Origin of the sequence: Micromonospora sp. DSM 45708, assembly GCF_039566955.1 — a bacterium.
Lineage (GTDB): Bacteria > Actinomycetota > Actinomycetes > Mycobacteriales > Micromonosporaceae > Micromonospora.
In genome coordinates this window covers 2,731,387-2,754,395 of the sequence record NZ_CP154796.1, presented here as the reverse complement: position 1 = coordinate 2,754,395, position 23,009 = coordinate 2,731,387, and the positions used below count along the sequence as shown (strand labels likewise).

Sequence of the window (23,009 nt, the reverse complement as noted above, 5' to 3'; positions counted from 1 at the left end):
GGGCGGGCCCTCTAGGCTCGGCGGGTGCACAGCGGACGGACCCCGGAGCGATTCACCAAACGCAGCCTCGTCGCCGTATCCCACGCCATCGAACGTGCGGCGCTGGCCGAGGCGGAGGACGGCCCGTTGGTCGTGTTCGCGCTGTTCCAACGGCTGCCGTACTTCGCCCGGGAGCGGGAGATCTACCGACGGATCGCCGACCGGGCCGCCGCCACGGTGGTCGCCATGGTCGGCGGCCCACCGCCGGACCTGCCCGACCGGGTGTACGGCGTGGCGCTGGACGAGGCGGAGGAACTGGCGCGGGAGTGGAGCGTGGTGGCGCTGACCCCACGCTTCGGCGGCACGCTGGTCGCGTACGACCGGGCCGAGGTCGCGCCCGCGCCGACGTTGGAGGCCGGCCGGCTCTTCGACGGCCGCTGGGGATTCCGCCGCGACGCGGCGCTGCACGAGGTCATCCGGCTGCGCGAACAACTCGCCGAGCGGCTGCCCGGCCCGGCCCGCGCCGCGCTCGACGAGGCCATCGCCCGGGTACGGGACATCCCGGCCGGCCCGGGTGAGTCCCGGGCCGAGGCGGCGCTGCGGCTGCTGGCCCGGCGTGGCGACCGGAGCACGCGACCGGTCGAGCCGACGGACGGGATGCTCGACGAGCCCGCCCTGCGCCGGTGGACCGGCGCCGACGGGGTGACCGCCTCCGGCACGCTGCCGGTGGCGCTGGTCGGCCTGCGGGTCGACGAGCCGGCCGGCGCACCGGAACGCTTCGGCCGGCGCAGCACCGCCCGGGAGAGCCAGGCCGTGCTCGGCGCGGTCACCGGCGTGCTGCGACCGGTGGACCGGGCGGTGCGCGTCGCCGACAACGAGTTCCACCTCGTCCTGCCCGCGCTCGGCGAGCCGGAGGCGTTGGAGGTGGTGGGCCGGCTGCACGAGGCGATCTCGGCGTTGGCCCGGTCGTACCCGTTCGTCGCGTACACGATGCACGCCGCGGTCGCGGTGACCACCCGACGGCCGCTGCCGACGGCGGACCTGCGGGCCGCCGTGGAGTGGGCGGTGCGGGAGGGGGTGCCGGTGGCGGGCCTGCCGCCGGAGCCCGCGCCGGCCGGCGCCCGCTGACCGGTCGGCGGGCGCGGCGGCCACGGCCGTCGGGACGAGGGGAGCACGTCGTGCGGGTGGTGTCGCTGGTGCCGTCGCTGACCGAGGCGGTCGCGGCGACCCGGCCGGAGGTGCTGGTCGGCGCCACCGACTGGTGCACGCACCCGGCGGGGCTGGACGTCCCCCGCGTCGGCGGGACGAAATATCCCGACCTGGATCGCGTTCTCGCCCTCGCGCCCGATCTGGTGCTGCTCAACGAGGAGGAGAACCGGCTGGCCGACGCGGAGGCGCTGCGCGCGGCCGGCGTGCCGGTACGGGTCACGTTCCCGCGTACCGTGCCGGAGGCGCTCGACCAGCTCGGCGCGCTGGTCGAGGCGCTCGGCGTGCCGGCCGAACCGTCCTGGCTGCGGGCGGCCCGCCGGGCCTGGGCCGCGCCGCCCGTCCCCGAGCACGTCCGGACCGCGGTGGTGCCGGTGTGGCGCCGCCCGTGGGTGGTGCTGGGCCGGGACACGTTCGCCGGGGACGTGCTGCGCCGGCTCGGCGTGGCCAACGCCTGGGCCGACGACGCCGAACGCTATCCCCGCCCGACGCTCGACGCGCTGCGCGCCCGGTCGCCGGAGCTGGTGGTGCTGCCGGACGAGCCGTACCGGTTCACCATCGACGACGGGCCGGAGGCGTTCCCCGGGGTGCCGTCGGCGCTGGTGTCCGGCCGGCACCTCACCTGGTACGGCCCGTCGCTGGCCGAGGCGCCGGCACTGCTCGCCGCGCAGCTCGCCACGCCGGTCTGAGGCGGCACCCCGGTCAGGCGACCGGGGTGGCGTGCACCGGGTCCAGCTCCATCAGGGTGGTGTCGTCCACGTCGTACCCGACGGCGTTGTGCACCGCGACCACGCCGGCGACCTGACCGGCCAGCCGGCCGGCGAGTTCGACGGCGCTGCGGCGGTCCAGCCGCCCGTCCAGGGTGACCTCGCCGCCGCTCACCTGGACCGTGACCAGGCCGTCCCGGACGGCGAGCACCCGACGCAGCACCTCCTGGACCACGTCCTCGCGGATTTCCGCGTCGGTGCGCAGGTGCACCCGGAGCAGGTCGCCACGGGTCACGATGCCGGCGAGCCGGCCGAGGTCGTCGAGGACCGGCAGCCGCTTGACCGCCTCCCGGTCCATCAACCGGGCCGTGGCCGGCAGCGACGCCCGCTCGTGGGTGGTGACCGCCGGCGCGGTCATCAGGTCGCGGTAGGGCGTATCCGCGCCCACCGTCGCGACGTCCCTGGTCATCACGTCGGCCACCTGCCATGTCCTCATCACGACCTCCTCGCACCGGGCCTCCACCGGCGACGCTAGGCCGCCGGTGGACGGCGCGGCAGAGGCGGTGGACCGGTCGCGGGCGGGTCGACCGGACCGGGTCGGGACGGGACCAAGGACCCGGTCCGGAGGGCCCCGACGGCCCTGCTCCCGATCACCGGGCGGGAGTGGAATGGAACTGCCACCGGGAAGCGCGGTGCGAGGCACAGAAGGGACGTGGACACCATGACCGCGACAATCGAGCGGACCCCCGCCGACACCATCGCTCCGGCGGTCGAGACCCCCCGCCAGAAGGCCACCCGGTACGTCTGGGCCGGGCTGCGGATCGCCCTCGGCTGGATCTTCCTCTGGGCGTTCCTGGACAAGATGTTCGGCCTGGGCCACGAGACTCCGGGGAAGAACGCCTGGATCAACGGTGGCAGCCCGACCAAGGGCTTCCTCGGCTTCGGCGTGGCCGGCCCGTTCGAGGGCGTCTACCACGACATCGCCGGCGCGGCCTGGGCGGACTGGCTGTTCATGCTCGGCCTGGTCGGCATCGGTGTGGCCCTGCTGCTCGGCATCGGCACCCGGATCGCCGCCGTCGCCGGTGGGCTGCTCCTGGTGCTGATGTGGACGGCGGTGCTGCCCCCGCAGAACAACCCCTTCCTGGACGACCACCTCATCTACGCGGGTCTGCTCGCCGGCCTGGCCCTGGTGGGCGCCGGCAACACCCTCGGCCTCGGCCGGACCTGGGCGAAGCTCCCCCTGGTCCAGCGCTTCCCCTGGCTGAGGTGAGCGCGGGTCGCGCGAGGCGGGCGTCGCCGGCAGGCGGCGCCCGCCTCGTCGTGCGTCCCGGCTCCGGTCGGCGGCGCGGCCCCCGGGTGGGTACCGGCGCGTATCGGCCGGTCGCGATCCGGCAGGATCGACGGTGACCACACCGTCAGCACCGAGGAGACCCGCTCATGGAGAAGCCCGAGGTTGGCCCGATCGAGGGCACGCCGCCCGCCGATCTCGTCATCGAGGACATCACGGTCGGCGACGGCCCGGAGGCGCGCGCCGGCCAACTGGCCAGCGTGCACTACGTGGGCGTGGCCCACTCCACCGGCCGCGAGTTCGACGCGTCGTGGAACCGGGGTGAGACGTTCGAGTTCCCGCTCGGCGGCGGCCAGGTCATCGCCGGCTGGGACCAGGGCGTGGTCGGCATGAAGGTGGGTGGCCGGCGGCGGCTCACCATCCCGCCGCACCTGGGCTACGGCGCCCGGGGCGCCGGCGGCGCGATCAAGCCGAACGAGACGCTGGTCTTCGTGGTGGACCTGCTCGGCGTGCGCTGAGCCTTCCACCGGCCACCGGGCCGTCGGCGGGATGCCGGCGGCCCGGTCCCGCGGACCGTCTCACACGTCGCGCCGGGCGGTCAGGCCGCGACGCAGGTCAGCAACTCCCTCGCGGAGCCCGACCGGCGCACCGGGACGACCCGGTGCAGGCCGGTCACCCGCAGCACCCGGGCGACCACCGGCTCAGGATCGACGAGCACCAGCTCACCGCCGCGCGCCCGGACCCGCAGGTGCGCCGCGGCCAGCGTGCGCACCCCGGCGGCGGAGAGCAACCGCACGCCGGACAGGTCGACCCGCACCACCGGCCGCGCCGGCGCCGCCCACAGCGCGGCCCGGAACGCCGCCACGGTGGCGATGTCGATCTCGCCCACCGGGCGCAGCTCGACCACGTGGTCGAGCACCTCCGTCGCCACGTGGAAGCGGTCGTCTGTCATACCGGCAAACCTACCCTCGCCCACCGACAGTTTCCGCTGCTCGGCACCAGGGTTCCGGGTAGCGCCCGGGTGCCGACCCCGAGCCGTCTCAGGGGCATCCCGCAGCCGCCCGCCGGCCGGGTCGAGCGGCCCGCCGGACGTTCCCGGCCAGCTCGGGGCGGGCCGGCGGACCGGACACGCCGGAGCGGACTCCCCCGCGCGGCGCCGGCCGGGCCACAATGAGTCGATGGCCGTTCCCCGCCCGCGCGTCCCCCTGCTGATCCGCCCGGTCCGCGAGCCGGCCACCGTGCCGCCGCCGCTGGCCGGGGCCTGGGCCGCCGCCGACACCCGGCTGGACCGGGCCGACCTGCTGCCGCTGCCCGAGGGGGGACACGGCCCGGAGGACGTGGTGATCGACACCGGGGGGCGGGCGGTCAGCGGCGACGAGGACGGCCGGCTGTGGTGGTGGCCGGCGGACGCGCCGGCCGGCACCCGCCCGACGCTGCTCGCCGAGACCGGCGGCCGGCCGCTCGGCATCGAGCTGGACCCGGTCGACGGCGGGCTGTTGGTCTGCGACGCGTACCGGGGGCTGCTGCGGGTCGACCCGGCCGGGACGGTGCACGAGCTGACCGGCACCGCGCCGCCGGTGCACCTGGCGGACAACGCCGCGGTCGCCCGGGACGGCACCGTGTTCTTCACCGACAGCTCCGACCGGTTCCCGCTCTCGCACTGGAAGCGGGACCTGCTGGAGCACCGGCCCAACGGGCGGGTGCTGGCGTACGACAGGCGCACCGGGCGCACCGACGTGGTGGCCGACGGGCTCTACTTCCCCAACGGGCTGGCGCTCACCCCGGACGAGTCGGCGCTGATGCTGGTCGAGACCGCCACCCATCGGCTGCTGCGGGTGGAGTTGCCGACCGGGCGGGCCACCGTGCTGGCCGACCTGCCGGCGTACCCGGACAATGTCTCCGCCGTCGGCGACGGGACGTACTGGATCGCGCTGCCCAGTCCCCGACTGCCGATCATGGAACGGTTGCTGCCCCATCCCCGGGTCCGGCAGCTCGTCGCGCTGCTGCCCGGGGCGGTGCAGCCGCAGCCGCGCCGCTACGGGCTGGTGGCGCTGGTCGACGGCGCCGGGCGGGTGCTGCGGACGCTGCACGGACCCAGCGGCACGTACCCGATGGTGACCGGCGTCCGGCAGCACGGCCGGCAGCTCTGGCTGGGCAGCCTGACCGCGACCGGCGTGGCCCGCGTCGACCTGGACTGACGTCGGCGTGGGGCCGGCCCACGCGGACGCGGGCCGGCCCGTGGCCGTTCCTCCCCGGTTCAGCCGCCGCTGTTGCTCGCCGACGGGGTGGGCGCGGGCGCCGACCCGCCGGCCACCGCGCCCGGGTGCGGCGTCGGGCTGCGTGTGGGCTTCAACCCCGCCGGTACGGGCAGCGCGCTGCCCTTGGCGAACTCGTCCCAGCTCACGTTCCAGGCGGTGAAGCCGTTGCCCTGCTGGAGCTTCACCTCGGTGCCCTTGACGGTCACCAGGTCACCGACCTGCGTGACCCCCATCAGCCAGTCCGCCCCGGCCGCGGAGACGTTGGTGCAGCCGTGTGAGGTGTTGTTGTAGCCCTGCTCCCCCTCCGACCACGGCGCCGAGTGGATGAACTCGCCGCCCCAGGTCAGACGCTGGGCGTCGTCCACGTCGACCACGTAGCCGCCGTCCGGCTCACCCCGGGTGTCGAACGTGGTGTGCTCGTGCTTCTCCATGATCACCATGGTGCCGCTGGAACTCGGCGTGCTCGGCTTGCCGAGGCTGACCGGCAACTTCCGGAGCACCTTGCCGTCCTGGTAGACCGTCATCTGCTTGGTGGCGTTGTCGATGTCGAGCGACACCTGCCGGCCCACCTTCGCGGTCACCACGCGGTCGGCGTCGCCGACCGCCTCCTTCCCGATCGGCAGCCCCTCCAGCGCGCTGCGCACGCTGATCCGGGTGCCGGGCTTCCAGTGGTCCGGCGCCCGGTACTCGGCCTGCTTGCCGTCCGCCATCCACGACCAGGTGCCCGGCTGCGGCGGGTCGGTCCGCACGAACAGCCGCCGCTGCACGTCCGCCCGCGCCTGTTCCGGAATGGGCGGATCGAAACCGAGTACGACCGGCATCGCCGTCCCGTACGTCTGCTTGTCCTGGAGATACAATTCGCTCGTGACGGCCGGTTTGGTGGATTTGGCCATGGTCGTGAACGTCGTCTTCTGCGTCGTGGTCTTCCCGGAATCGCCGGTCACGGTCACCTCGGCCGTGTACGTCCGGGAATTCGCCAGCGGCTGGTCCGGCACCCAGCCGGATCCGTCCTCCCGCGCCTGGGCCGGCACCGGGTGGCCCTTGTCGTCGGTCAGCTTGACGCCGGTCACCTTGCCGTTGCTGACCCTCGCGCCCACCTCCGCGCTGATCGGCACGTCGCGGGCCCGGTCGACAGGCGTCACCGTGACCGACGGCGGTGCCGCCCCGGCCTGCTTCACCACCGACTTCGGGCCGGCGGTGCACGCGCCGACCGCGAGCGGCGCAACCGCGACGGTCATCGCGAAAAGTGTCAGTCGCCGCCTCACAAACATATTCCGTCCCCCATTTCGGCACCCCCTCGCCCACATTCTGTAGGCCCACCGTCACGGTGTTGCGCCTTCGGCGGAATTGCTCGGAAACGGCTGCGCGAAATGGGTGGGCGGCTGCCGGATCGGGAGCCCACGTGCCCGACGACCGGTATCGGCCGGCACGGGAGCCGCAACAGATTCTGGTACGACATGGGCGTGACGGTGCCGGCGACTCGGACGGTCCGGCGCCGGCGCGGATCGGACGGCCGCAGCCCCGGGTAGGGGCTGCGGCCGTCCGGCTCAGACGTTCGCGACCAGCAGGGCGGGGCGTTCGACGCAGTCGGCCACGTGGCGCAGGAAGCCACCGGCCACGCCACCGTCGCAGACCCGGTGGTCGAAGGTGAGGCTGAGCTGGGTCACCTTGCGGACCGCGAGCTGCCCGTCGACCACCCACGGCTTGTCCACGATCCGGCCGACGCCGAGCAGCGCCGCCTCCGGATGGTTGATGATCGGCGTCGAGCCGTCCACCCCGAACACGCCGTAGTTGTTGAGCGTGAACGTGCCGCCGGTCAACCGGGCCGGGGGCAGCGTGCCGGCGCGGGCCGCCGCCGTGGTCTCGGCGAGCGCGGCGGCCAGCTCCCCGGTGGTCAGCCGCTGGGCGTCGCGCAGCACCGGCACCACCAGCCCCCGGTCCGTCTGCGCGGCGATGCCCAGGTGCACGCCGGCGGACTGCACGATCCGCTGACCCTCGGTGTCGACGCGCGCGTTGAGCTGGGGGTACCTCCGTAGTCCGCTGAGGCAGATCCGGGCGAACAGGGCCAGGATGCTCACCGGCGCGTCCGGGGTGGCGGCGTTGATCGCGGCCCGGGTCTCCAGCAACCCGGTGGCGTCCACGTCGACCCAGATGGTCACCTCGGGGATCTCCCGGCGGCTCCGGGAGAGCTTGTCGGCGATCACCTTGCGGATGCCGGTGAGCGGGACGACCACGTCGCCGTCGTCGGCCGGGACGAGCCCGACGTGCGCGTCCGGCACGGCCGCCAGCCGGGCGACCGGAGCCGCCGCCGGGGTGGCCAGAGCCGTTTCCACGTCCACCCGTCGGATCACGCCGCCCGGCCCGGTGCCACGTACCGACGCCAGATCGACCCCGTGCTCCCTGGCCAGCCGCCGCACGATCGGCGAGATGACCAGCGGCGCCGGAGCCGGGCCGCCGGTCCGCGCCGGATCGGGCGTCCGGTCCGGCGACGCGGGCGGGCCGGCCGGGACCGACGAGCCGGCCACCGTCCCGGGGTCGGTCCCGTCCGGCGAGCCGACCGCGGGACCGGGGCCGGGCTGCGCCGCGGCCGGTGTGCCGGGTTCGGGGGCGAGCGCCAGGCGGGGCCGGCGACGCCGCCGGCCCGGGCCGCCGTGCCCGGTGCCGTACCCGATCAGGACGTTGCCCGAGCCGGCCCGCTCCTCCTCGCGGTAGGTGGCGTGCGGGTCGGGCGCGTCGTCGCCGTCGAGCGGGGCGATGGTGATCAGCGGCTGGCCGACCGGACGGACCTCACCCGCCGCGCCGTGCAGCGCGACGACCCGTCCGGCGTACGGGCAGGGCACGTCGACGACGGCCTTGGCGGTTTCCACCTCGACCACGCTCTGGTCCACGGTGACCACGTCGCCGACCGCGACCCGCCACTCGACGATCTCCGCCTCGCTGAGCCCCTCGCCCAGGTCGGGCAGGAGGAAGTCGCGGGTTCCCACGGTGGCGGTCACGCCGTGCTTGCCGGGCAAGCCCTCACGGCCCTCGCTCCGCTCGGTGCGTTCACTCATGCCGTGCCGACCGGGCATGCCCTCACGGCCCTCGCTCCGCTCGGTGCGTTCGCTCATGCCGCCACCCACCGGGAGTCGGGCTGGTCGTCCCACTGCAACCGGGCCACGGTGTCCAGCACCCGGTCCACCGAGGGCAGGTGGGTGTGCTCCAGCATCGGCGCCGGGTAGGGGATGTCCAGCCCGGACACCCGCAGCACCGGCGCGTGCAGCGCGTGGAAGCAGCGCTCCTGCACCCGGGCGGCGATCTCGGCGCCGACGCCGGCGAAGCCCTGCGCCTCCTGGATCACCACGCAGCGGCCGGTGCGGCGCACCGACGCGGTCACCGTGGCGTCGTCGAACGGCACGATGCTGCGCACGTCGACCACCTCCAGGTCCCAGCCCTCCTCGCGGGCCGCCTCGGCGGCGGCCAGCGCCACCGGCACCGCCGGGCCGTACGCGACGAGCGTCGCGTCGGTGCCCGGCCGGCGCACCACGGCGGTGCCGATCGGCGCGGTGCGCGCCGGCAGCTCCACCTCCGCGCTTCCGAAGTAGAGCTTCTTCGGCTCCAGGAACACCACCGGGTCCGGGTCGTCGATGGCGGCACGCAGCAGCGAGTACGCGTCGTCGACGGTCGCCGGCGTGACCACCTTCAGGCCGGGGGTGTGCGCGTAGTACGCCTCGGACGAGTCGCAGTGGTGCTCCACGCCGCCGATGCCGCCGGCGTACGGGACCCGGATGACGATCGGCACGCTGAGCGCGCCGCGGGTGCGGTTGCGCAGCTTCGCCACGTGCGAGGCGATCTGCTCGAACGCCGGGTACGCGAACGCGTCGAACTGCATCTCGACCACCGGCCGCAGCCCGGACATGGCCAGACCGACCGCGAAGCCGACGATGCCGGCCTCGGCGAGCGGGGTGTCGAAGCACCGCTTGTCGCCGAAGCGGGCCTGCAACCCGTCGGTGATCCGGAAGACGCCGCCGAGCTGGCCGACGTCCTCGCCGAAGACGAGCACCCGCTCGTCGTCGAGCATCGCGTCGGCGAGCGCGGCGTTGAGCGCCTTCGCCATGGTCACGGTGGCCATCAGGCGTCCCCCTCCTCGTCGCGGGCCGCGGCCAGCTCGGCCCGGACCAGTTCCCGCTGCTCGACGAGTTGCGGCGTCGGCTCGGCGTAGACGTGGTCGAAGAGGCTGAGCGGGTCCACGGTCGGCTGGGAGTCCATCCGGCGGCGCAGCGCGGCGGCGTACGCCTCGGCCTCCTCGGCGACCGCCGCGACCGCGGCGTCGTCGAGCACGCCCCGGGCCCGCAGGTACGCCTCCAGCCGGGCGATCGGGTCGCGGTCGCGCCACGCCTCGACCTCGTCGGCGTCCCGGTAGCGGGTCTGGTCGTCGGCGTTGGTGTGCGGTTCCATCCGGTAGGTGTGCGCCTCGACCAGGTACGGGCCCTTGCCGGCGCGGGCGTGCCCGACGGCGCGGTTCAGCACCGCCAGCACGGCCACCGGGTCGTTGCCGTCGACCTGCTCGCTGGGCACGCCGTAGCCGACGCCCTTGTACGCCAGGCTCGGCGCGGCGGTCTGCCGGGACAGCGGCACGCTGATGGCGTACTTGTTGTTCTGCACCAGGAAGACGACCGGCGCCTTGAACACGGCCGCGAAGTTGATCCCCTCGTGGAAGTCGCCCTCGCTGGTGGCGCCGTCGCCGATGAACGTCAGCGCCACGGTGTCCCGCCCCTGGTACGACTCGCCGTAGGCGAGACCGGCGGCGTGCACGCACTGGGTGGCGAGCGGGGTGCACTGCGGCGCGGTACGGGTGACGGCCGGGTCGTACCCGCAGTGCCAGTCGCCGCGCAGCAGCGTGAGCACCTCGACCGGGTCGAGGCCGCGGGCGGTCAGCGCCATCGACTCCCGGTAGGTGGGGAAGACCCAGTCGGAGTCGCGCAGCGCGAGCACGCCGCCGACCTGGCACGCCTCCTGGCCGCGCGCGGACGGGTAGACGGCCAGCCGGCCCTGCTTGGTCAGGGCGGTGGCCTGGGTGTCGAAGCGACGGCCGACGACCATCCGGCGGTACATCTCGTGCAGCGTCTCGACCGGCGGCGCCGGGTAGTCGTCGCGGGCCGGCAGCGCGGTGCCGTCCGGGTCGAGCAGCCGGACCGGCTCGGGCCGTGGCAGCAGGCCGGCCGACGGGTCGGGTGCGGCCGGGGTGGCCGGTCGGCGGGTACGCGGGGATGCCCTGCGGACCGCCTGGGGTGTGGTCGTCACGGCGGGGACCTCCTGGACGTGTGGTGGCCCTATGCTCCTGCTCATGGATGATTGACTCAACATCCGCGATGAACGCGGGACGGATGGCACGGGAGGATGAGCGGAGTGAGCCAGGAGACCGGCGCCACAGCGGGCACGGCGACCGGAACGGGACGTTCGGTCGGGCCGCTCGACGAGGTCGACCGGCGGATCCTGCGCGAACTGGTGGCGGACGCCCGGCTCTCCATCCGGACGCTGGCCGAACGCGTGCACGTCTCGCGCACCAACGCGTACGCCCGGGTGGAGCGGCTGCTGCGCGACGGCGTGCTGACCGGCTTCACCGCGCGGGTGGCGCCGGAGCCGGCCGGGCTGGGCACGTCGGCGTACATCGCGCTGACCATCGAGCAGAACACCTGGCGGGAGGTCTCCGCCGAGCTGGCCCAGGTGCGTTACATCGAGCACGCGGCGCTGCTCAGTGGCGAGCACGACGTGCTGGCGCTGGTCCGCGCGCCGGACAACGCCACGCTGCGGGACGTGGTGCTGGACCGGGTGCAGAGCATCGCCGGCGTGCTCTCCACCCGCACCTGGCTGGTCTTCGAGGAGTTCGACGGGACGCTGAGCCCCTGGGCCTGACGGCTCAACGCTCCGGCGGCGGCTCCAGGCCCTCCCGGTCGGCCAGTTCCAGCAGCGGTTCCAGCGAGTGCCGGCGAGCGTCCAGGCCGGCGTGCGGGTCGCCCCGGTCGGCGAAGCGGGCCGGCATGCTGAGCACGTCGAAGTCCTCCGGCCGGGCGTCGTCCAGCTCGGCCCAGTCCAGCGGCGCCGAGACCAGCGCCCGGGGCGTGGGCCGGATCGAGTACGCCGACGTCATGGTGTGGTCGCGGGCCATCTGGTTGTAGTCGACGAAGACCGGCCGGTCCCGCTGGTCCCGCCACCAGGTGGTGGTGACCAGGTCCGGCCGCCGGCGCTGCATCTCGAGGCCGAGCGCCAGCACCGCCCGCCGGCACTCCCCGAAGCTCCAGCGCGGCTCGATCGACAGGTAGACGTGCAGGCCCCGACCGCCGGTGGTCTTCGGGTAGCCCTCCAGGCCCAGCTCGGCGAGGAACGCCCGCACCTCGTGGGCCACCGGCACCACCTGGGCGAACTCCACCCCGGGCATCGGGTCCAGGTCGATGCGCAGCTGGTCGGGGTGCTCCACGTCGGCCTTCGACACCGGCCACGGGTGGAACCGCAGCGTGCCCAGGTTCGCCGCCCAGATCACCACCGCCAACTCGCTCGGCGCCACCTCGTCGGCGGTCCGTCCGCTGGGGAACGTGATGTGCGCGGTGCGCACCCAGTCGGGCGCGCCGGCCGGCAGCCGCTTCTGGTAGAACGCGTCGCCTTTGTTGGTCTGCCGGGTGGCGATCGTCGCGCCCTCGAACACGCCGCGCGGCCAGCGTTCCAGCATGGTGGGCCGGTCCCGCAGCGCGCGCAGGACGCCGTCACCGACGGCGAGGAAGTAGCGCACCACGTCCAGCTTGGTCAGCCCGCGCTCGGGAAAGTAGGGCTTGTCGGGGTTGGAGACGCGGACCAGCCGCTCCCCCACCCGGATCTCCTCGGCCGCCGCGGTCGCCACGCAGACCACCGTAGGGCACCGACCGGCGTCGCGCGGGCAACTGCTCAGGTGATCAGCGGGGCCGGTGCGGTTACCGGGCGCGGGGCCCGGGTACCGGGAGCCGCATGGCGGAGTTGGCGGCACTCTGGATCGTGCGGCACGGCGAGAGCACCGCGAACGTCGCGGCCACCGCGGCCGAGACGTCCGGCGCCGAGCTGATCGACCTCACCCACCGGGACGCGGACGTGCCGCTGTCGCCCACCGGCGAGGAACAGGCCCGGGCGACCGGCCGGTGGCTGGCCGGCCTGCCCGCGGAGCGCCGGCCCGCGGTGGCGGTGGTGTCGCCGTACCTGCGCGCGGTGCGCACCGCCGAGCTGGCGCTGGCCGGCACCGGGGTGCCGATGAGCCGCGACGAGCGGCTGCGCGACCGGGAGCTGGGCATCCTCGACGGGCTCACCGGGCACGGCGTGCGCCGACGCCACCCGCAGGAGGCGCGGCGACGGGACCGGCTCGGCAAGTTCTACTACCGGCCGCCCGGCGGCGAGTCCTGGACCGACGTGGCGCTGCGGCTCCGGACCCTCCTCGGTGACCTGCGCCGCGACCACGAGGGCGGCCGGGTGCTGCTGTTCGGCCACGACGCGCTGGTCTTCCTGCTCCGCTACCTGGTGGAGGGGCTCACCGAGGCGGAGCTGATGGCGCTCACCCGCGAGCACGTGATCGCCAACTGCTCGGTCACCGGCTGGCGGGCCGACGGCGCCGGCCGGCTCGCGCCGGAGATGTTCAACGACGTGACCCACCTGCACCGGCAGGGGGCGCGGCCCACCAGGGAGGACGAGATCCATGCCGAGCCGGTCTGACGTGATCACCCCCGCGCTGCTGCGGGACTGGGCGCTGCCCGTGCCCTCCGGCGGCAAGGAGGCGCGCGGCACGGTGCTGGTGGTCGGCGGGTCCCGGTTCACGCCGGGGGCGGTGCTGCTGGCCGGCGTCGCCGCGCTGCGCGCCGGCGCCGGCGTGCTCCAGCTCGCCGCCCCCGAGTCCACCGCCACCGCGCTGAGCATCCAGGTCCCGGAGGCACTGGTAATCGGCCTGCCGGAAACCGGCGAGGGTGCGGTCCGGGGCGACCCCGGCGACGTGCTGGGCGGCCTGGTCGCCGACGCGGACGTGGTGGCGGTCGGCCCCGGGCTGACCGACATCGACGCCACCCGGGAGCTGCTGCGCCTGGTGCTCGACGCGGCCGGCCGGGAGACGGCCCTGGTGCTCGACGCGTACGCGCTCGGCGCGCTCAGCCACGAGCCGGACCTGCTGGTCGGCTCCGGCCGCAGGGTGGTGCTCACGCCGAACCTCACCGAGGCCCGTCACCTGCTCGGCCGTGACCCCGGCGACGACCTGGACGCCGAGGCGGTGGAGCTGGCCGGCCGGTACGACGCGGTGGTCTCGCTGTACGGGCACATCGCCACCCCGGACGGCCGGGCCTGGCGGGAGGAGAGCGGCGACGCCGGGCTGGGCACCTCCGGCAGCGGCGACGTGCGGGCCGGGCTGCTGGCCGGGCTGCTCTCCCGCGGCGCCGACCCGGCGCAGGCCGCGTGCTGGGCGGCGTTCGCGCACGCGGTCAGCGGGCAGCGGCTGGTGCCCCGCTACGGCCGGATCGGCTTCCTGGCCCGTGAGCTGCTCGACGAGATCCCGTACACGATCGCGACGGTCTGACGGCCGACACCCGGCGACGGGGGTGTGTGTAACACCACACGGCGTTCCGGCGCTGGTCCGGTGAAGGGCGCGCAGTCTGCCCGCCCTCCACCGGATCGGCCCCCTGGGAGTACGTGTGAACAACCTTCGTCGCAAGACACTGGCCGCCGCGTCCGCGGTGACGCTCGGTGCCGGTCTCGCCGTCACCGGCGGCCTGGCGCCGGCGGCAGCCGCCGGACCGGAGACCTCCTACCTGGTCCTCGCCCCGCAGGGCGCCACCACCGGCAAGGCCGCCGCCCGGGTGGCCGCCGCCGACGGCACCGTGGTGGCCAGCTATGACCAGATCGGCGTGCTCGTCGCCCGCTCGACCAACCCGGACTTCGCCGCCCGGGTGGCCGGCGCGGGCGTCGAGTCGGTCGCCTCCACCGCCGGCCTGGGCACCGCCCTCGACGAGGGCGAGACCGTCGAGGTCTCGGCGGCGCAGCTCGCCGACGCCACCGGCGACCCCACCAAGGAACCGCTCTACGGCCAGCAGTGGGACATGGACATGATCCACGTCCCGCAGGCACACGCGGTGACCACCGGCCGCCCGGACGTCGTCGTCGGCGTCCTGGACAGCGGCATCTCCAGCACCCACCCGGACCTGGCGACCCAGATCGCCAAGGACAAGAGCACGTCCTGTGTCGGCGGCGTCACCGACACCACCGAGGCGGCGTGGAACCCGACCAACAGCGACCACGGCACGCACGTGGCCGGCACCATCGCCGCGGCGATCAACGGCGTCGGTGTCACCGGCGTCGCGCCGGGGGTCAAGGTGGCCGCCGTCAAGGTGGTCAACAACGACGGCTACATCTTCCCGGAGGCCGCGGTCTGCGGGTTCCTCTGGGCGGCCGACCACGGGATGCGGCTGACCAACAACAGCTACTACATCGACCCGTGGGAGCTGAACTGCCGCAACGACGCGCGGCAGCGCCCGGTGTGGCAGGCCGTGCAGCGGGCGATCCGCTACTCGCAGTCCAAGGGCGTGCTGAACGTGGCGTCCGCCGGTAACTCGAACTACGACCTCGCCCACAAGATCACCGACACCGGCAGCCCGAACAACGGGACGCCGGAGGAGCGCGAGAACCTCACCAACGCCTGCCTCGACCTGCCGGCCGAGGCGCCCGGCGTGGTGACCGTCGCCGCGGTGGGCCCGACCGGCGCGAAGAGCTACTACTCCTCGTACGGGCAGGGCGTGATCGACGTGACGGCGCCGGGTGGCGACACCCGGTTCCGGACCCAGGGCGCGCGCTCCACGTCGACCGACGGCATCCTGTCGACCACCTTCAACACCGTCACCCGCACCAACGGGTGGGGCTACAAGCAGGGCACGTCGATGTCCGGCCCGCACGCCACCGGCGTCGCGGCGCTGGCGCTGTCGGCGCACCCGGGCATGACCCCGGGTCAGCTGTCGTCGTTCCTGGAGCGCACGGCGACCGCCCAGCCCTGCCCGGCGGGCGTCTACAACCCGGTCCCGCTGATCCCGACGGGCCCGAACGCCTACGACGCGACCTGCTCCGGCGGGGCGCGTAACGGGTTCTACGGCGCCGGCGTCGTCGACGCGTACGCCGCGGTGAAGTAACCCGCCGCACCCACGGACCGGGCCCGGCGCGATCGCCGGGCCCGGTCTGTTTGTCCTGGTCGGACGCCGGGTAGGGGGGCATCATCAGTCGACCTAGGAGGTAACCCGGTGTCCACCGACGCGATCGTCCTGCTCAAGGAGGACCACAAGGAGATCCGCCGCCTGTTCACGGCGTTCCAGGATGCCGAGGACGGGCCGGCGAGCCGGCGCGGGAAGATCGTCACGCAGATCCTCGAGGCGCTGACGGTGCACACCTACCTGGAGAACGAGGTGATGTACCCGGAGGTCCGCAAACTGGTGCCGGACGTCGAGGACGACATCCTCGAGTCGTACGAGGAGCACCACGTGGCGGACGTGCTCTGCCTCGAGCTGGCCGCCATGGACGCCGACGACGAGCGGTTCGTCGCCAAGACGACGGTGCTGATCGAGAACGTGCTGCACCACGTCGAGGAGGAGGAGCAGGAGTGGTTCCCGAAGGTGCGCGAGGCGCTCGGCCGTAACCAGCTCCAGGAGATCGGCCAGCGCATGCTGGACCTGCGGCCGACGGCGCCGAAGACGCCGACCGCCCCGAAGGCGCTGAAGAAGGCGCGGGACGCCGTGGACGCCTGACGCGCAGGTGAGAAGGGGCCCCTGCTCGACGCGAGGCGTCAAGGAGGGGCCCGTCCTTACACCCGGGCCGGCCGAGCCCCGCAGGTCCGGTCCGGGGCGGACCGCTAGGATCGGCACGGGCCGTGACTGGCGCGTGGAGATGGAGCACCATCGGGGAGCGGCCTCGTCATGAGGACGCCTGCCGAGCGCCTGGGCCTTCCGCACGTCACCAGGAGGTCGCATGTCGCACAACGCCGAGTCCACCGCCTTCCGCAGCGCGCTGGAGGTGATCCGCGCCGTCGAGCCGCGGGTGGCGGACGCCATCGGGGCGGAGCTGGCCGACCAGCGCGAGTCGCTGAAGTTGATCGCCAGTGAGAACTACGCCTCCCCCGCGACGCTGCTGGCCATGGGGAACTGGTTCAGCGACAAGTACGCCGAGGGCACCGTCGGGCGCCGCTTCTACGCCGGCTGCCAGAACGTGGACACCGTCGAGGCGCTCGCCGCCGAGCACGCCCGGGAGCTGTTCGGGGCCGCCCACGCGTACGTGCAGCCGCATTCCGGCATCGACGCCAACCTGGTCGCGTTCTGGGCGATCCTGGCCGACCGGGTCGAGTCCCCCGCGCTGCGCAAGGCGCAGGTCCGGCACGTCAACGACCTGACCGAGGCGGACTGGTTCGCGTTGCGCCGGGAGCTGGGCGACCAGCGGATGCTGGGCATGTCGCTGGACGCCGGCGGCCACCTCACCCACGGGTTCCGGCCGAACATCTCCGGCAAGATGTTCGACCAGCGCAGCTACGGCACCGACCCGGCCACCGGGCTGGTCGACTACGACCGGGTCGCCGAGGCGGCCCGGGAGTTCCGGCCGCTGGTCCTGGTCGCCGGCTACTCGGCGTACCCGCGGAAGGTCAACTTCCGGATCATGCGGGAGATCGCCGACGAGGTCGGCGCCACGTTCATGGTCGACATGGCGCACTTCGCCGGCCTGGTCGCCGGCAAGGTCTTCACCGGCGACTTCGACCCGGTGCCGCACGCGCACATCGTCACCACCACCACGCACAAGTCGCTGCGCGGGCCGCGCGGCGGCATGGTGCTCTGCGGCCCGGAGCTGGCCGACCAGGTCGACCGCGGCTGCCCGATGGTGCTCGGCGGCCCGCTGCCGCACGTGATGGCCGCCAAGGCGGTCGCGCTGGCCGAGGCGCGGCGTCCCGACTTCGCCGACTACGCCCAGCGGATCGTGGACAACGCGCAGGCGCTCGCCGACGGGCTGCTGAGCCGGGGCGCGACGCTGGTCACCGGTGGCACCGACAACCACCTGGTGCTCATCGACGTCTCCGGCTACGGCCTGACCGGCCGGCAGGCCGAGCAGGCGCTGCTGGACTCCGGCATCGTGACCAACCGCAACGCCGTGCCGCAGGACCCGAACGGCGCGTGGTACACCTCCGGCATCCGGATCGGCACGCCGGCGCTGACCACCCGGGGGCTGGGCGCCGCCGAGATGGACGCGACCGCCGAGCTGATCCACACCGTGCTCACCCGGACCACCGCCGGCACCGGCCCGGACGGCGGCCCGTCGAAGGCGAAGTACGTGCTGGACCCGGCGGTGGCCGAGCAGGTCGGCAAGCAGGCCGCCGACCTGCTCACCCCGTTCCCGCTCTACCCCGAGGTCACCCTGGGCTGAGCCGCTGTCATCCGGCAGGGGCCGGCACCCGGCGCGGGTGCCGGCCCCTGCCGTCAGCGCAGCGGGCGCTTGAGGTGGTAGCGGTGCACCTCGGTGCTGCCCTGCACGTTGTTCACGTCCTCGGCGGCGGTCACCAGCTCCCAGCCCTCGCGGCCGACCCGGTTGAGATGCGCGACCGCGGTGTCGCCGTACGCGGTGACGTCGGTGCGGGACCCGTCCGGGCCGTACCAGACGAACGAGACGTGGAAATTCCGGCCCTGCCCCTGATAGCGGCGGACCAGCAACGCGTACTCCCAGGCAACCATCCGTCCATTATCAACGGACAGCGGGTCGCCGGGGAACACGGGTGGTGCCGGAACCGCGACCCTGCGGCGTCAGGCCGGTGCGCCCACCGCGGCCGTGGTGTCCGCGACCAGCGCCGCGAGCCGGTCCAGGCCCACGTCGATCTGCGCCGGGGTGACCGCGCTCACCGACAGTCGCAGCGCGTTCACCGGCGTGCCGGCGTCGTAGAAGTGCGCCATCGGCGTCCAGAGCACGCCGTACTCGCGGGCCGAGCGGTGCAGCAGCGCGTCGTCGACCGGGAACGGCACGGTGACCACCACGAAGAAGCCACCGGCCGGCACGGTCCAGCGCACCGGCCCGCCGGCCGGGAAGCGGCGGGCCAGGCCGTCGACCAGGTGGCGCAGGTTGCGGGCGTACGCGGCCCGCTCCCGGACGTTCGCGGCCACCAGCGAGCAGTCGTGCGCCAGCAGCGCGCCACCGATCACCGCCTGGCTGATCGGCGACGTGTTGACCGTGACCATGCTCTTGATCTTGGCGAGCTGGTCGGCGAGCGGACCCACCGTGCCGTCCGCGCCCCCCACCCGCTGGTCGGCGACCACGTAGCCGACCCGGGCGCCGGGCAGCACCGTCTTGGCGAACGAACCGAGATAGACCACCCGGCGCGCGGTGTCCAGCGCCTTGAGCGTGGGGCGACGGTCCACGCCGGCGGCCGGGAACAGGCCGTACGGGTTGTCCTCGATCAGCAGCAGCTCCTCCTCGGCGGCCAGGTCGAGCAGCCGGCGGCGCTGCGCGGTGTCCATGCTCACGCCGGACGGGTTCGCGAAGTCCGGCATCACGTAGCAGGCGCGCGGGCGCAACCCCTCGGCGCGGGCCCGGCGCACCCCGGCCCGCAGGTCGGCCAGGTCGACGCCGTCCGCGCCACCGGCCACCGGACGTACCGGCAGGTCGACCAGGCGGGCCGCGCCGGTCAGCCCGACGTACGTGGGCGCCACCGCGAACAGCACGTCGGCCGGGTCGGCCCGCAACGCGCGCAGCACCAGGAACATCGCCTCCTGGCAGCCGACCGTCACCACGATCGTCTCCGGGTCGACGGTGAACCCCTCGTCGACGGCGAGGTGGCGGGCGATCAGGTGGTGCACGATGCCCTTGGTCCGCCCGTACTGCAACAGCGTCCGGTCCACCTGGGCCGGGCTCAGCCCCAGGTCGTCGGCGAGGTGCGCCCGGAACCGGTCCAGGTGGCCGGGCAGCAGCGCCGAGTCGAAGAACTCCTCGTACGGCCGACCGGCGGCCAGCGACACCGCGTCGGGATAGTGCTGCGCCACCTCGTTGAGGAAGTTCATCGAGTTCAACGCCGGGTCACCGACGCTGCCGTGCAGCGCCTCGACGGTCAGGTCCACCGGTTCCACGTCAGGCTCCGATCCGAGTACGCAGCCGCCGGGCCGAGGCCGGGTCGGGGCAGCCGCTGAGGATGAGCGCGTCCCGCAGCTCGGCGGCGAGCAGCGCCAGGGCGGCCTCCGCGCCGGCCCGGCCGCCGGCCGCGAGCGCCCAGAGCAGCGGCCGGCCGACCAGCACGCCGGCCGCGCCGAGCGCGAGCGCGCGCAGCACGTCGACGCCGCCGCGGATACCGCTGTCCAGCAGCACCGCGCACCGCTCCCCCACCGCGTCGACCACCTCCGGCAGCACACTCACGCTGGCCGGGGCGGCGTCGAGCTGCCGGCCGCCGTGGTTGGAGACCACCACCGCGTCCACGCCGGCGTCCGCCGCGCGGACCGCGTCGCGCGCGTCCAGGATGCCCTTGACCAGCAACGGCACCGGGGTACGCGCGCGCAGCCAGGCCAGGTCCGCCCAGCTCACCGCCGGCGCGAAGACCGCGCCGGTGTGCACCGCCACCGCCGAGACGCCGGGCGTGCCCCGGTGGGCCAGGTCGTCCCGACCGCCGGGCAGGTTGGCGGCGGTGACGTGCGCCGGCAGCGTGAAGCCGTTGCGCACGTCGCGCAGGCGCCGGCCGAGCACCGGCACGTCCACGGTGAGCAGCACCGCCGCGCAGCCCGCGCCCAGCGCCCGGTCGAGCAGGTCCGCCACCAGGCCCCGGTCGCGCAGCCAGTAGAGCTGGAACCACACCGTCCCGCCGGCCGCGGCGACCTCCTCGATCGGCGTGCTGGACAACGTGCTGGCCACGTAGGGCACGCCCGCCGCGCCGGCCGCCGCCGCGAGCGCCGGCTCGCCGTCGGCGTGCAGCAACCGCTGGTACGCCATCGGCGCGACCGCCACCGGCAGCGCGGCCCGGCCCCCGGGCAGCGCCGCCTCGGTGCTCGGGACGTCCACGCCGGCCAGCATCCGGGGCAGCACGGCCACCCGGTCCAGCGCGGCCCGGTTGGCGGCCAGCGCGGTCTCGGCGCCGCTGCCGCCGTCGACGAAGTCCCACACGTCGGCCGGGAGCACCGCCCGGGCCAGCCCGGCGAAGTCGGCCAGGCTGGCCGGCGGCACGAAGGCCGGCCCGGCCACCGGGGTCGGCGGGTCGACGCTCCGCTCAGCCATGGACGCCGGCACCCGTCGCGCTCGCGGCCGGATCTCCGCCGACCGGTGTCGAACCGGCCGACCAGCCGACGGCCGAGGCCCGACCGGCCGACTCCCCCGCCGTCGACGCCGGACCCGCCGACCCGCCGCCCGCCGACGCCGGACCGGCCGGGTCGAGGTCGAAGCGCCGGCGCAGGAACGCGGCCACCCGGTCCTGGGCATCGCGGCCGGCGTCGAACACGCCGGGCATGGCGAAGAAGCCGTGGATCATGCCCGGGTAGTCGGCCGTCTCGGTCGGCACGCCGGCCCCGCCCAGCCGCTCGGCGTACCGCGCGCCCTCGGCCCGCAGCGGGTCGTTCCCGGCGGTGACGACAAGCGCCGGCGGCAGGCCGGACAGGTCCTCGGCGAGCAGCGGCGAGGCCAGCGGATCGGACGCGTCCGCCGGATCGGTGAGGTAGTGGCCGCGGTACCACGCCACCGAGTGCCGGTTGAACAGCAACGGGTCCTCGTCGTCGGCCGGGCGCCGGCCGGGACGCTGGTCGGTGTTCGGGTAGACCAGCACCTGGGCGGCGAGCCGGGGCCCGCCGTCGGCGCGGGCCAGCAGCGTCACCGCGGCGGCCAGGTTGCCGCCGGCGCTGTCCCCGCCGACCGCCAGCCGGCCCGCGTCGATCCGGAACTCGTCGGGGTGCGTGGCCAGGTGACGCAGCGCGGCGTGGCAGTCCTGGACCGCGGCCGGGAACGGGTGCTCGGGGGCGAGCCGGTAGCCGACGGTCACGGTCTGACAGCCGGCGAGGTTGACCAGCCGGCGGCAGATCCCGTCGGCGGTGTCCACGCTGCCCAGCGTCCAGCCGCCGCCGAAGAACCAGACCAGCGTGGGCAGCGGACCGTCGCCGGCCGGCCGGTGCACCCGCACCGGCAGCGGCCCGGCCGGGCCGGGCACCTGGGTGTCGCGTACCTCGGCGACCGGCTCGACCGCGCCGGCGCCGGCGCGGATCGCGGCGAGGTCGGCGGCGCGGGCCTCGGCGAGGGTCTGGGTGTAGAGCGGCACGACGCCGGCTGCCGCCCGCGCGGCCCGCCACGCGACCACCTGCGGATCGAGCGTCATCCGGCCTCCCCGGTGGTGACGAAGAGCTTGTCGATGCCGCGCAGGAAGAGGCTACCGCTGTAGCTGTACGGCTGGGTGACCGCGAGCCGGGGGAAGCGGGCGAACAGCCGGGGCAGCGCGAGCCGGCCCTCCAGCTTCGAGACCGCGGAGCCGAGGCAGAAGTGCAGTCCGACGCCGAAGGCCAGCGACGGTGGACCGTCCCGGTACGGGTCGAAGCGGTCCGGATCGGGGAAGCGCGCCGGGTCCCGGTTCGCGGCGGCGATCAGCAGCAGCACGTTGTCGTCGCGGGCGACCGGCACGCCGTCCAGGTCGGCGTCGGCCGGCGCGGAACGGGCCAGGAAGTGCACCGGGCTCTCCATCCGCAGCACCTCGTCCACGCAGCCACGGGCGAGCGCGTCGTTCCCGGGCAGCGCGGCGGTCACCTCCGGATGGGCGAGCAGCAGCGGCAGGCCGTTGCTGAACATGTAGACGGTGGTGACGAAGCTGGCGTTGAACAACACGATCAGGTTGCTGATCAGCTCGTCCTCGGTGAGGTCGACGCCGCCCGCGTCGAGCACCTCGACCAGCCCGCTGATCAGGTCCTCGCCGGGGGCCCGGCGGCGGTGGGCGATCAGGTCCCGGTAGTAGGCCCGCAGCTCCTCGGCGGCCTGGTTGGCCCGGGTCAGCCGCTCCGGCGTCTTGCCGGCGACGTCCATGTACTCGTCGATCCAGTCGACCCGCTGCCGGTACCAGGCCAGATCGGCGGCGGGCAGACCGATGAACTCGGCCATCACCAGCGCCGGGACCGGGTACGCGAAGTCGGCGACGAAGTCCACCTCGGTGCCGTCCGCGCCGGCCTCGGCCATCGCGTCCAGGCGTTCGGTGACGATCCGCACCACCACCGGCTCCAACGCGCCCAGCCGGCGCGGGGTGAACGTCTTGGCGAACACCGCGCGCATCCGGGTGTGGTCCGGCGGGTTGACGAACATCATCGAGGTCAGGAAGGTACGCAGGATCTCCTGCTCCTCCCAGCCGGGCGGAAAGCCCTTGTACCACCCCGGATCGCGCAGGATCCCGTCGACCACGTCGTACCCGCCGGCGACGGCGGTGACGGTGCTGTGCTCGGCACGGGTGGGAATGGCGTTGATCGGCCCGTGCACGTGCAGGTCCGTGTAGAAGGGATAGGGGTTCTGCCGGCCCTGTTCGCTGTACAGGCCGGTCAGGATCTCGCTGACATCCACGGCGGTTCTTCCTCCCCAGGAAAA

Annotated in this window: 23 protein-coding genes and 1 riboswitch; of the genes, 11 read left to right on the top strand and 12 right to left on the bottom strand. The window is 74.5% G+C overall.

Annotation, left to right across the window (positions count from 1 at the left end):
• Positions 1-24: 24 nt before the first annotated feature.
• Together VKK44_RS12125 and VKK44_RS12120 are read left to right on the top strand one after the other, a co-directional pair.
• Positions 25-1,107: a DICT sensory domain-containing protein gene (locus VKK44_RS12125; RefSeq protein ID WP_343447025.1), complete on the top strand. Its 1,083-nt coding sequence runs from the start codon at positions 25-27 to the stop codon at positions 1,105-1,107.
• Positions 1,108-1,157: 50 nt separating this feature from the next.
• Entirely contained in the window at positions 1,158-1,874 is a 717-nt protein-coding gene (locus VKK44_RS12120; RefSeq protein WP_343447024.1) for a helical backbone metal receptor, read from the top strand.
• 13 nt (positions 1,875-1,887) lie between these two features.
• On the opposite strand, the gene VKK44_RS12115 is transcribed toward VKK44_RS12120, so the two are convergent.
• Entirely contained in the window at positions 1,888-2,388 is a 501-nt protein-coding gene (locus VKK44_RS12115; protein WP_343447023.1) for a CBS domain-containing protein, read from the bottom strand.
• 216 nt (positions 2,389-2,604) lie between these two features.
• On the opposite strand from VKK44_RS12115, the gene VKK44_RS12110 reads away from it, so the two are divergent.
• Together VKK44_RS12110 and VKK44_RS12105 are read left to right on the top strand one after the other, a co-directional pair.
• Entirely contained in the window at positions 2,605-3,162 is a 558-nt protein-coding gene (locus VKK44_RS12110; protein WP_343447022.1) for a DoxX family protein, read from the top strand.
• A gap of 167 nt (positions 3,163-3,329) precedes the next feature.
• A complete protein-coding gene (locus VKK44_RS12105) occupies positions 3,330-3,698 on the top strand; it encodes an FKBP-type peptidyl-prolyl cis-trans isomerase (RefSeq protein WP_343447021.1) in 369 nt (122 codons plus the stop codon).
• Positions 3,699-3,778: 80 nt separating this feature from the next.
• Here VKK44_RS12105 and VKK44_RS12100 read toward each other — a convergent pair whose 3' ends face one another.
• A complete protein-coding gene (locus VKK44_RS12100; RefSeq protein ID WP_343447020.1) occupies positions 3,779-4,132 on the bottom strand; it encodes an anti-sigma factor antagonist in 354 nt (117 codons plus the stop codon).
• Positions 4,133-4,358: 226 nt separating this feature from the next.
• Here VKK44_RS12100 and VKK44_RS12095 point away from each other — a divergent pair, with 226 nt between their 5' ends.
• Positions 4,359-5,378: an SMP-30/gluconolactonase/LRE family protein gene (locus VKK44_RS12095; RefSeq protein ID WP_343447018.1), complete on the top strand. Its 1,020-nt coding sequence runs from the start codon at positions 4,359-4,361 to the stop codon at positions 5,376-5,378.
• A gap of 59 nt (positions 5,379-5,437) precedes the next feature.
• On the opposite strand, the gene VKK44_RS12090 is transcribed toward VKK44_RS12095, so the two are convergent.
• The 4 genes from VKK44_RS12090 to pdhA all read right to left on the bottom strand — a co-directional run bounded on the left by VKK44_RS12090 (position 5,438) and on the right by pdhA (position 10,754).
• Positions 5,438-6,709 (bottom strand): L,D-transpeptidase, encoded by a 1,272-nt coding sequence (locus tag VKK44_RS12090; protein WP_343447017.1) that lies wholly within the window; start codon positions 6,707-6,709, stop codon positions 5,438-5,440.
• A 276-nt stretch (positions 6,710-6,985) separates the two neighbouring features.
• Positions 6,986-8,491 carry a dihydrolipoamide acetyltransferase family protein gene (locus tag VKK44_RS12085; RefSeq protein ID WP_458351662.1) on the bottom strand — a complete coding sequence of 502 codons (1,506 nt, stop codon included), beginning with the start codon at positions 8,489-8,491 and terminating at the stop codon, positions 6,986-6,988.
• A gap of 53 nt (positions 8,492-8,544) precedes the next feature.
• Positions 8,545-9,549: an alpha-ketoacid dehydrogenase subunit beta gene (locus VKK44_RS12080; protein WP_343447015.1), complete on the bottom strand. Its 1,005-nt coding sequence runs from the start codon at positions 9,547-9,549 to the stop codon at positions 8,545-8,547.
• Positions 9,549-10,754, bottom strand: a complete 1,206-nt coding sequence (gene pdhA, locus VKK44_RS12075) for a pyruvate dehydrogenase (acetyl-transferring) E1 component subunit alpha (RefSeq protein ID WP_343447749.1) — start codon at positions 10,752-10,754, stop codon at positions 9,549-9,551. The genes VKK44_RS12080 and pdhA overlap by 1 nt, the downstream gene beginning before the upstream one ends.
• Before the next feature lie 63 nt (positions 10,755-10,817).
• On the opposite strand from pdhA, the gene VKK44_RS12070 reads away from it, so the two are divergent.
• The gene (locus VKK44_RS12070) at positions 10,818-11,333 is read left to right on the top strand and encodes an Lrp/AsnC family transcriptional regulator (protein WP_458351638.1); all 516 of its coding nucleotides are present in this window, start codon (positions 10,818-10,820) and stop codon (positions 11,331-11,333) included.
• A gap of 4 nt (positions 11,334-11,337) precedes the next feature.
• On the opposite strand, the gene VKK44_RS12065 is transcribed toward VKK44_RS12070, so the two are convergent.
• Positions 11,338-12,312, bottom strand: coding sequence for a DNA polymerase domain-containing protein (locus tag VKK44_RS12065; RefSeq protein WP_458351637.1), 975 nt, complete (start codon positions 12,310-12,312; stop codon positions 11,338-11,340).
• A 104-nt stretch (positions 12,313-12,416) separates the two neighbouring features.
• On the opposite strand from VKK44_RS12065, the gene VKK44_RS12060 reads away from it, so the two are divergent.
• From VKK44_RS12060 to VKK44_RS12040, 5 genes are all read left to right on the top strand, one after another.
• On the top strand, positions 12,417-13,148 hold the full coding sequence (locus VKK44_RS12060; RefSeq protein WP_343447012.1) for a histidine phosphatase family protein: 732 nt from the start codon (positions 12,417-12,419) through the stop codon (positions 13,146-13,148).
• Positions 13,132-13,995 (top strand): NAD(P)H-hydrate dehydratase, encoded by an 864-nt coding sequence (locus VKK44_RS12055; RefSeq protein ID WP_343447011.1) that lies wholly within the window; start codon positions 13,132-13,134, stop codon positions 13,993-13,995. Before VKK44_RS12060 ends, VKK44_RS12055 begins: the two co-directional genes overlap by 17 nt.
• Positions 13,996-14,110: 115 nt before the next feature.
• Positions 14,111-15,595 carry a S8 family peptidase gene (locus VKK44_RS12050; RefSeq protein ID WP_343447010.1) on the top strand — a complete coding sequence of 495 codons (1,485 nt, stop codon included), beginning with the start codon at positions 14,111-14,113 and terminating at the stop codon, positions 15,593-15,595.
• A 108-nt stretch (positions 15,596-15,703) separates the two neighbouring features.
• Entirely contained in the window at positions 15,704-16,204 is a 501-nt protein-coding gene (locus VKK44_RS12045) for a hemerythrin domain-containing protein (RefSeq protein ID WP_343447009.1), read from the top strand.
• 112 nt (positions 16,205-16,316) lie between these two features.
• Positions 16,317-16,406: riboswitch (ZMP/ZTP riboswitch) on the top strand.
• An 18-nt stretch (positions 16,407-16,424) separates the two neighbouring features.
• Positions 16,425-17,861 carry a glycine hydroxymethyltransferase gene (locus VKK44_RS12040; protein WP_343447008.1) on the top strand — a complete coding sequence of 479 codons (1,437 nt, stop codon included), beginning with the start codon at positions 16,425-16,427 and terminating at the stop codon, positions 17,859-17,861.
• Between the two features lie 53 nt (positions 17,862-17,914).
• Here VKK44_RS12040 and VKK44_RS12035 read toward each other — a convergent pair whose 3' ends face one another.
• From VKK44_RS12035 to VKK44_RS12015, 5 genes are all read right to left on the bottom strand, one after another.
• Positions 17,915-18,166, bottom strand: coding sequence for a hypothetical protein (locus tag VKK44_RS12035; protein WP_107160278.1), 252 nt, complete (start codon positions 18,164-18,166; stop codon positions 17,915-17,917).
• A gap of 69 nt (positions 18,167-18,235) precedes the next feature.
• Complete coding sequence (locus VKK44_RS12030) at positions 18,236-19,549, bottom strand: aminotransferase-like domain-containing protein (RefSeq protein ID WP_343447007.1); 1,314 nt, start codon at positions 19,547-19,549, stop codon at positions 18,236-18,238.
• 1 nt (position 19,550) lies between these two features.
• Positions 19,551-20,681 (bottom strand): alpha-hydroxy acid oxidase, encoded by a 1,131-nt coding sequence (locus VKK44_RS12025; protein ID WP_343447006.1) that lies wholly within the window; start codon positions 20,679-20,681, stop codon positions 19,551-19,553.
• A complete protein-coding gene (locus VKK44_RS12020) occupies positions 20,674-21,765 on the bottom strand; it encodes an alpha/beta hydrolase (RefSeq protein ID WP_458351636.1) in 1,092 nt (363 codons plus the stop codon). The genes VKK44_RS12025 and VKK44_RS12020 overlap by 8 nt, the downstream gene beginning before the upstream one ends.
• The gene (locus VKK44_RS12015; RefSeq protein WP_343447005.1) at positions 21,762-22,985 is read right to left on the bottom strand and encodes a cytochrome P450; all 1,224 of its coding nucleotides are present in this window, start codon (positions 22,983-22,985) and stop codon (positions 21,762-21,764) included. Before VKK44_RS12015 ends, VKK44_RS12020 begins: the two co-directional genes overlap by 4 nt.
• Between the last annotated feature and the right edge of the window lie 24 nt (positions 22,986-23,009).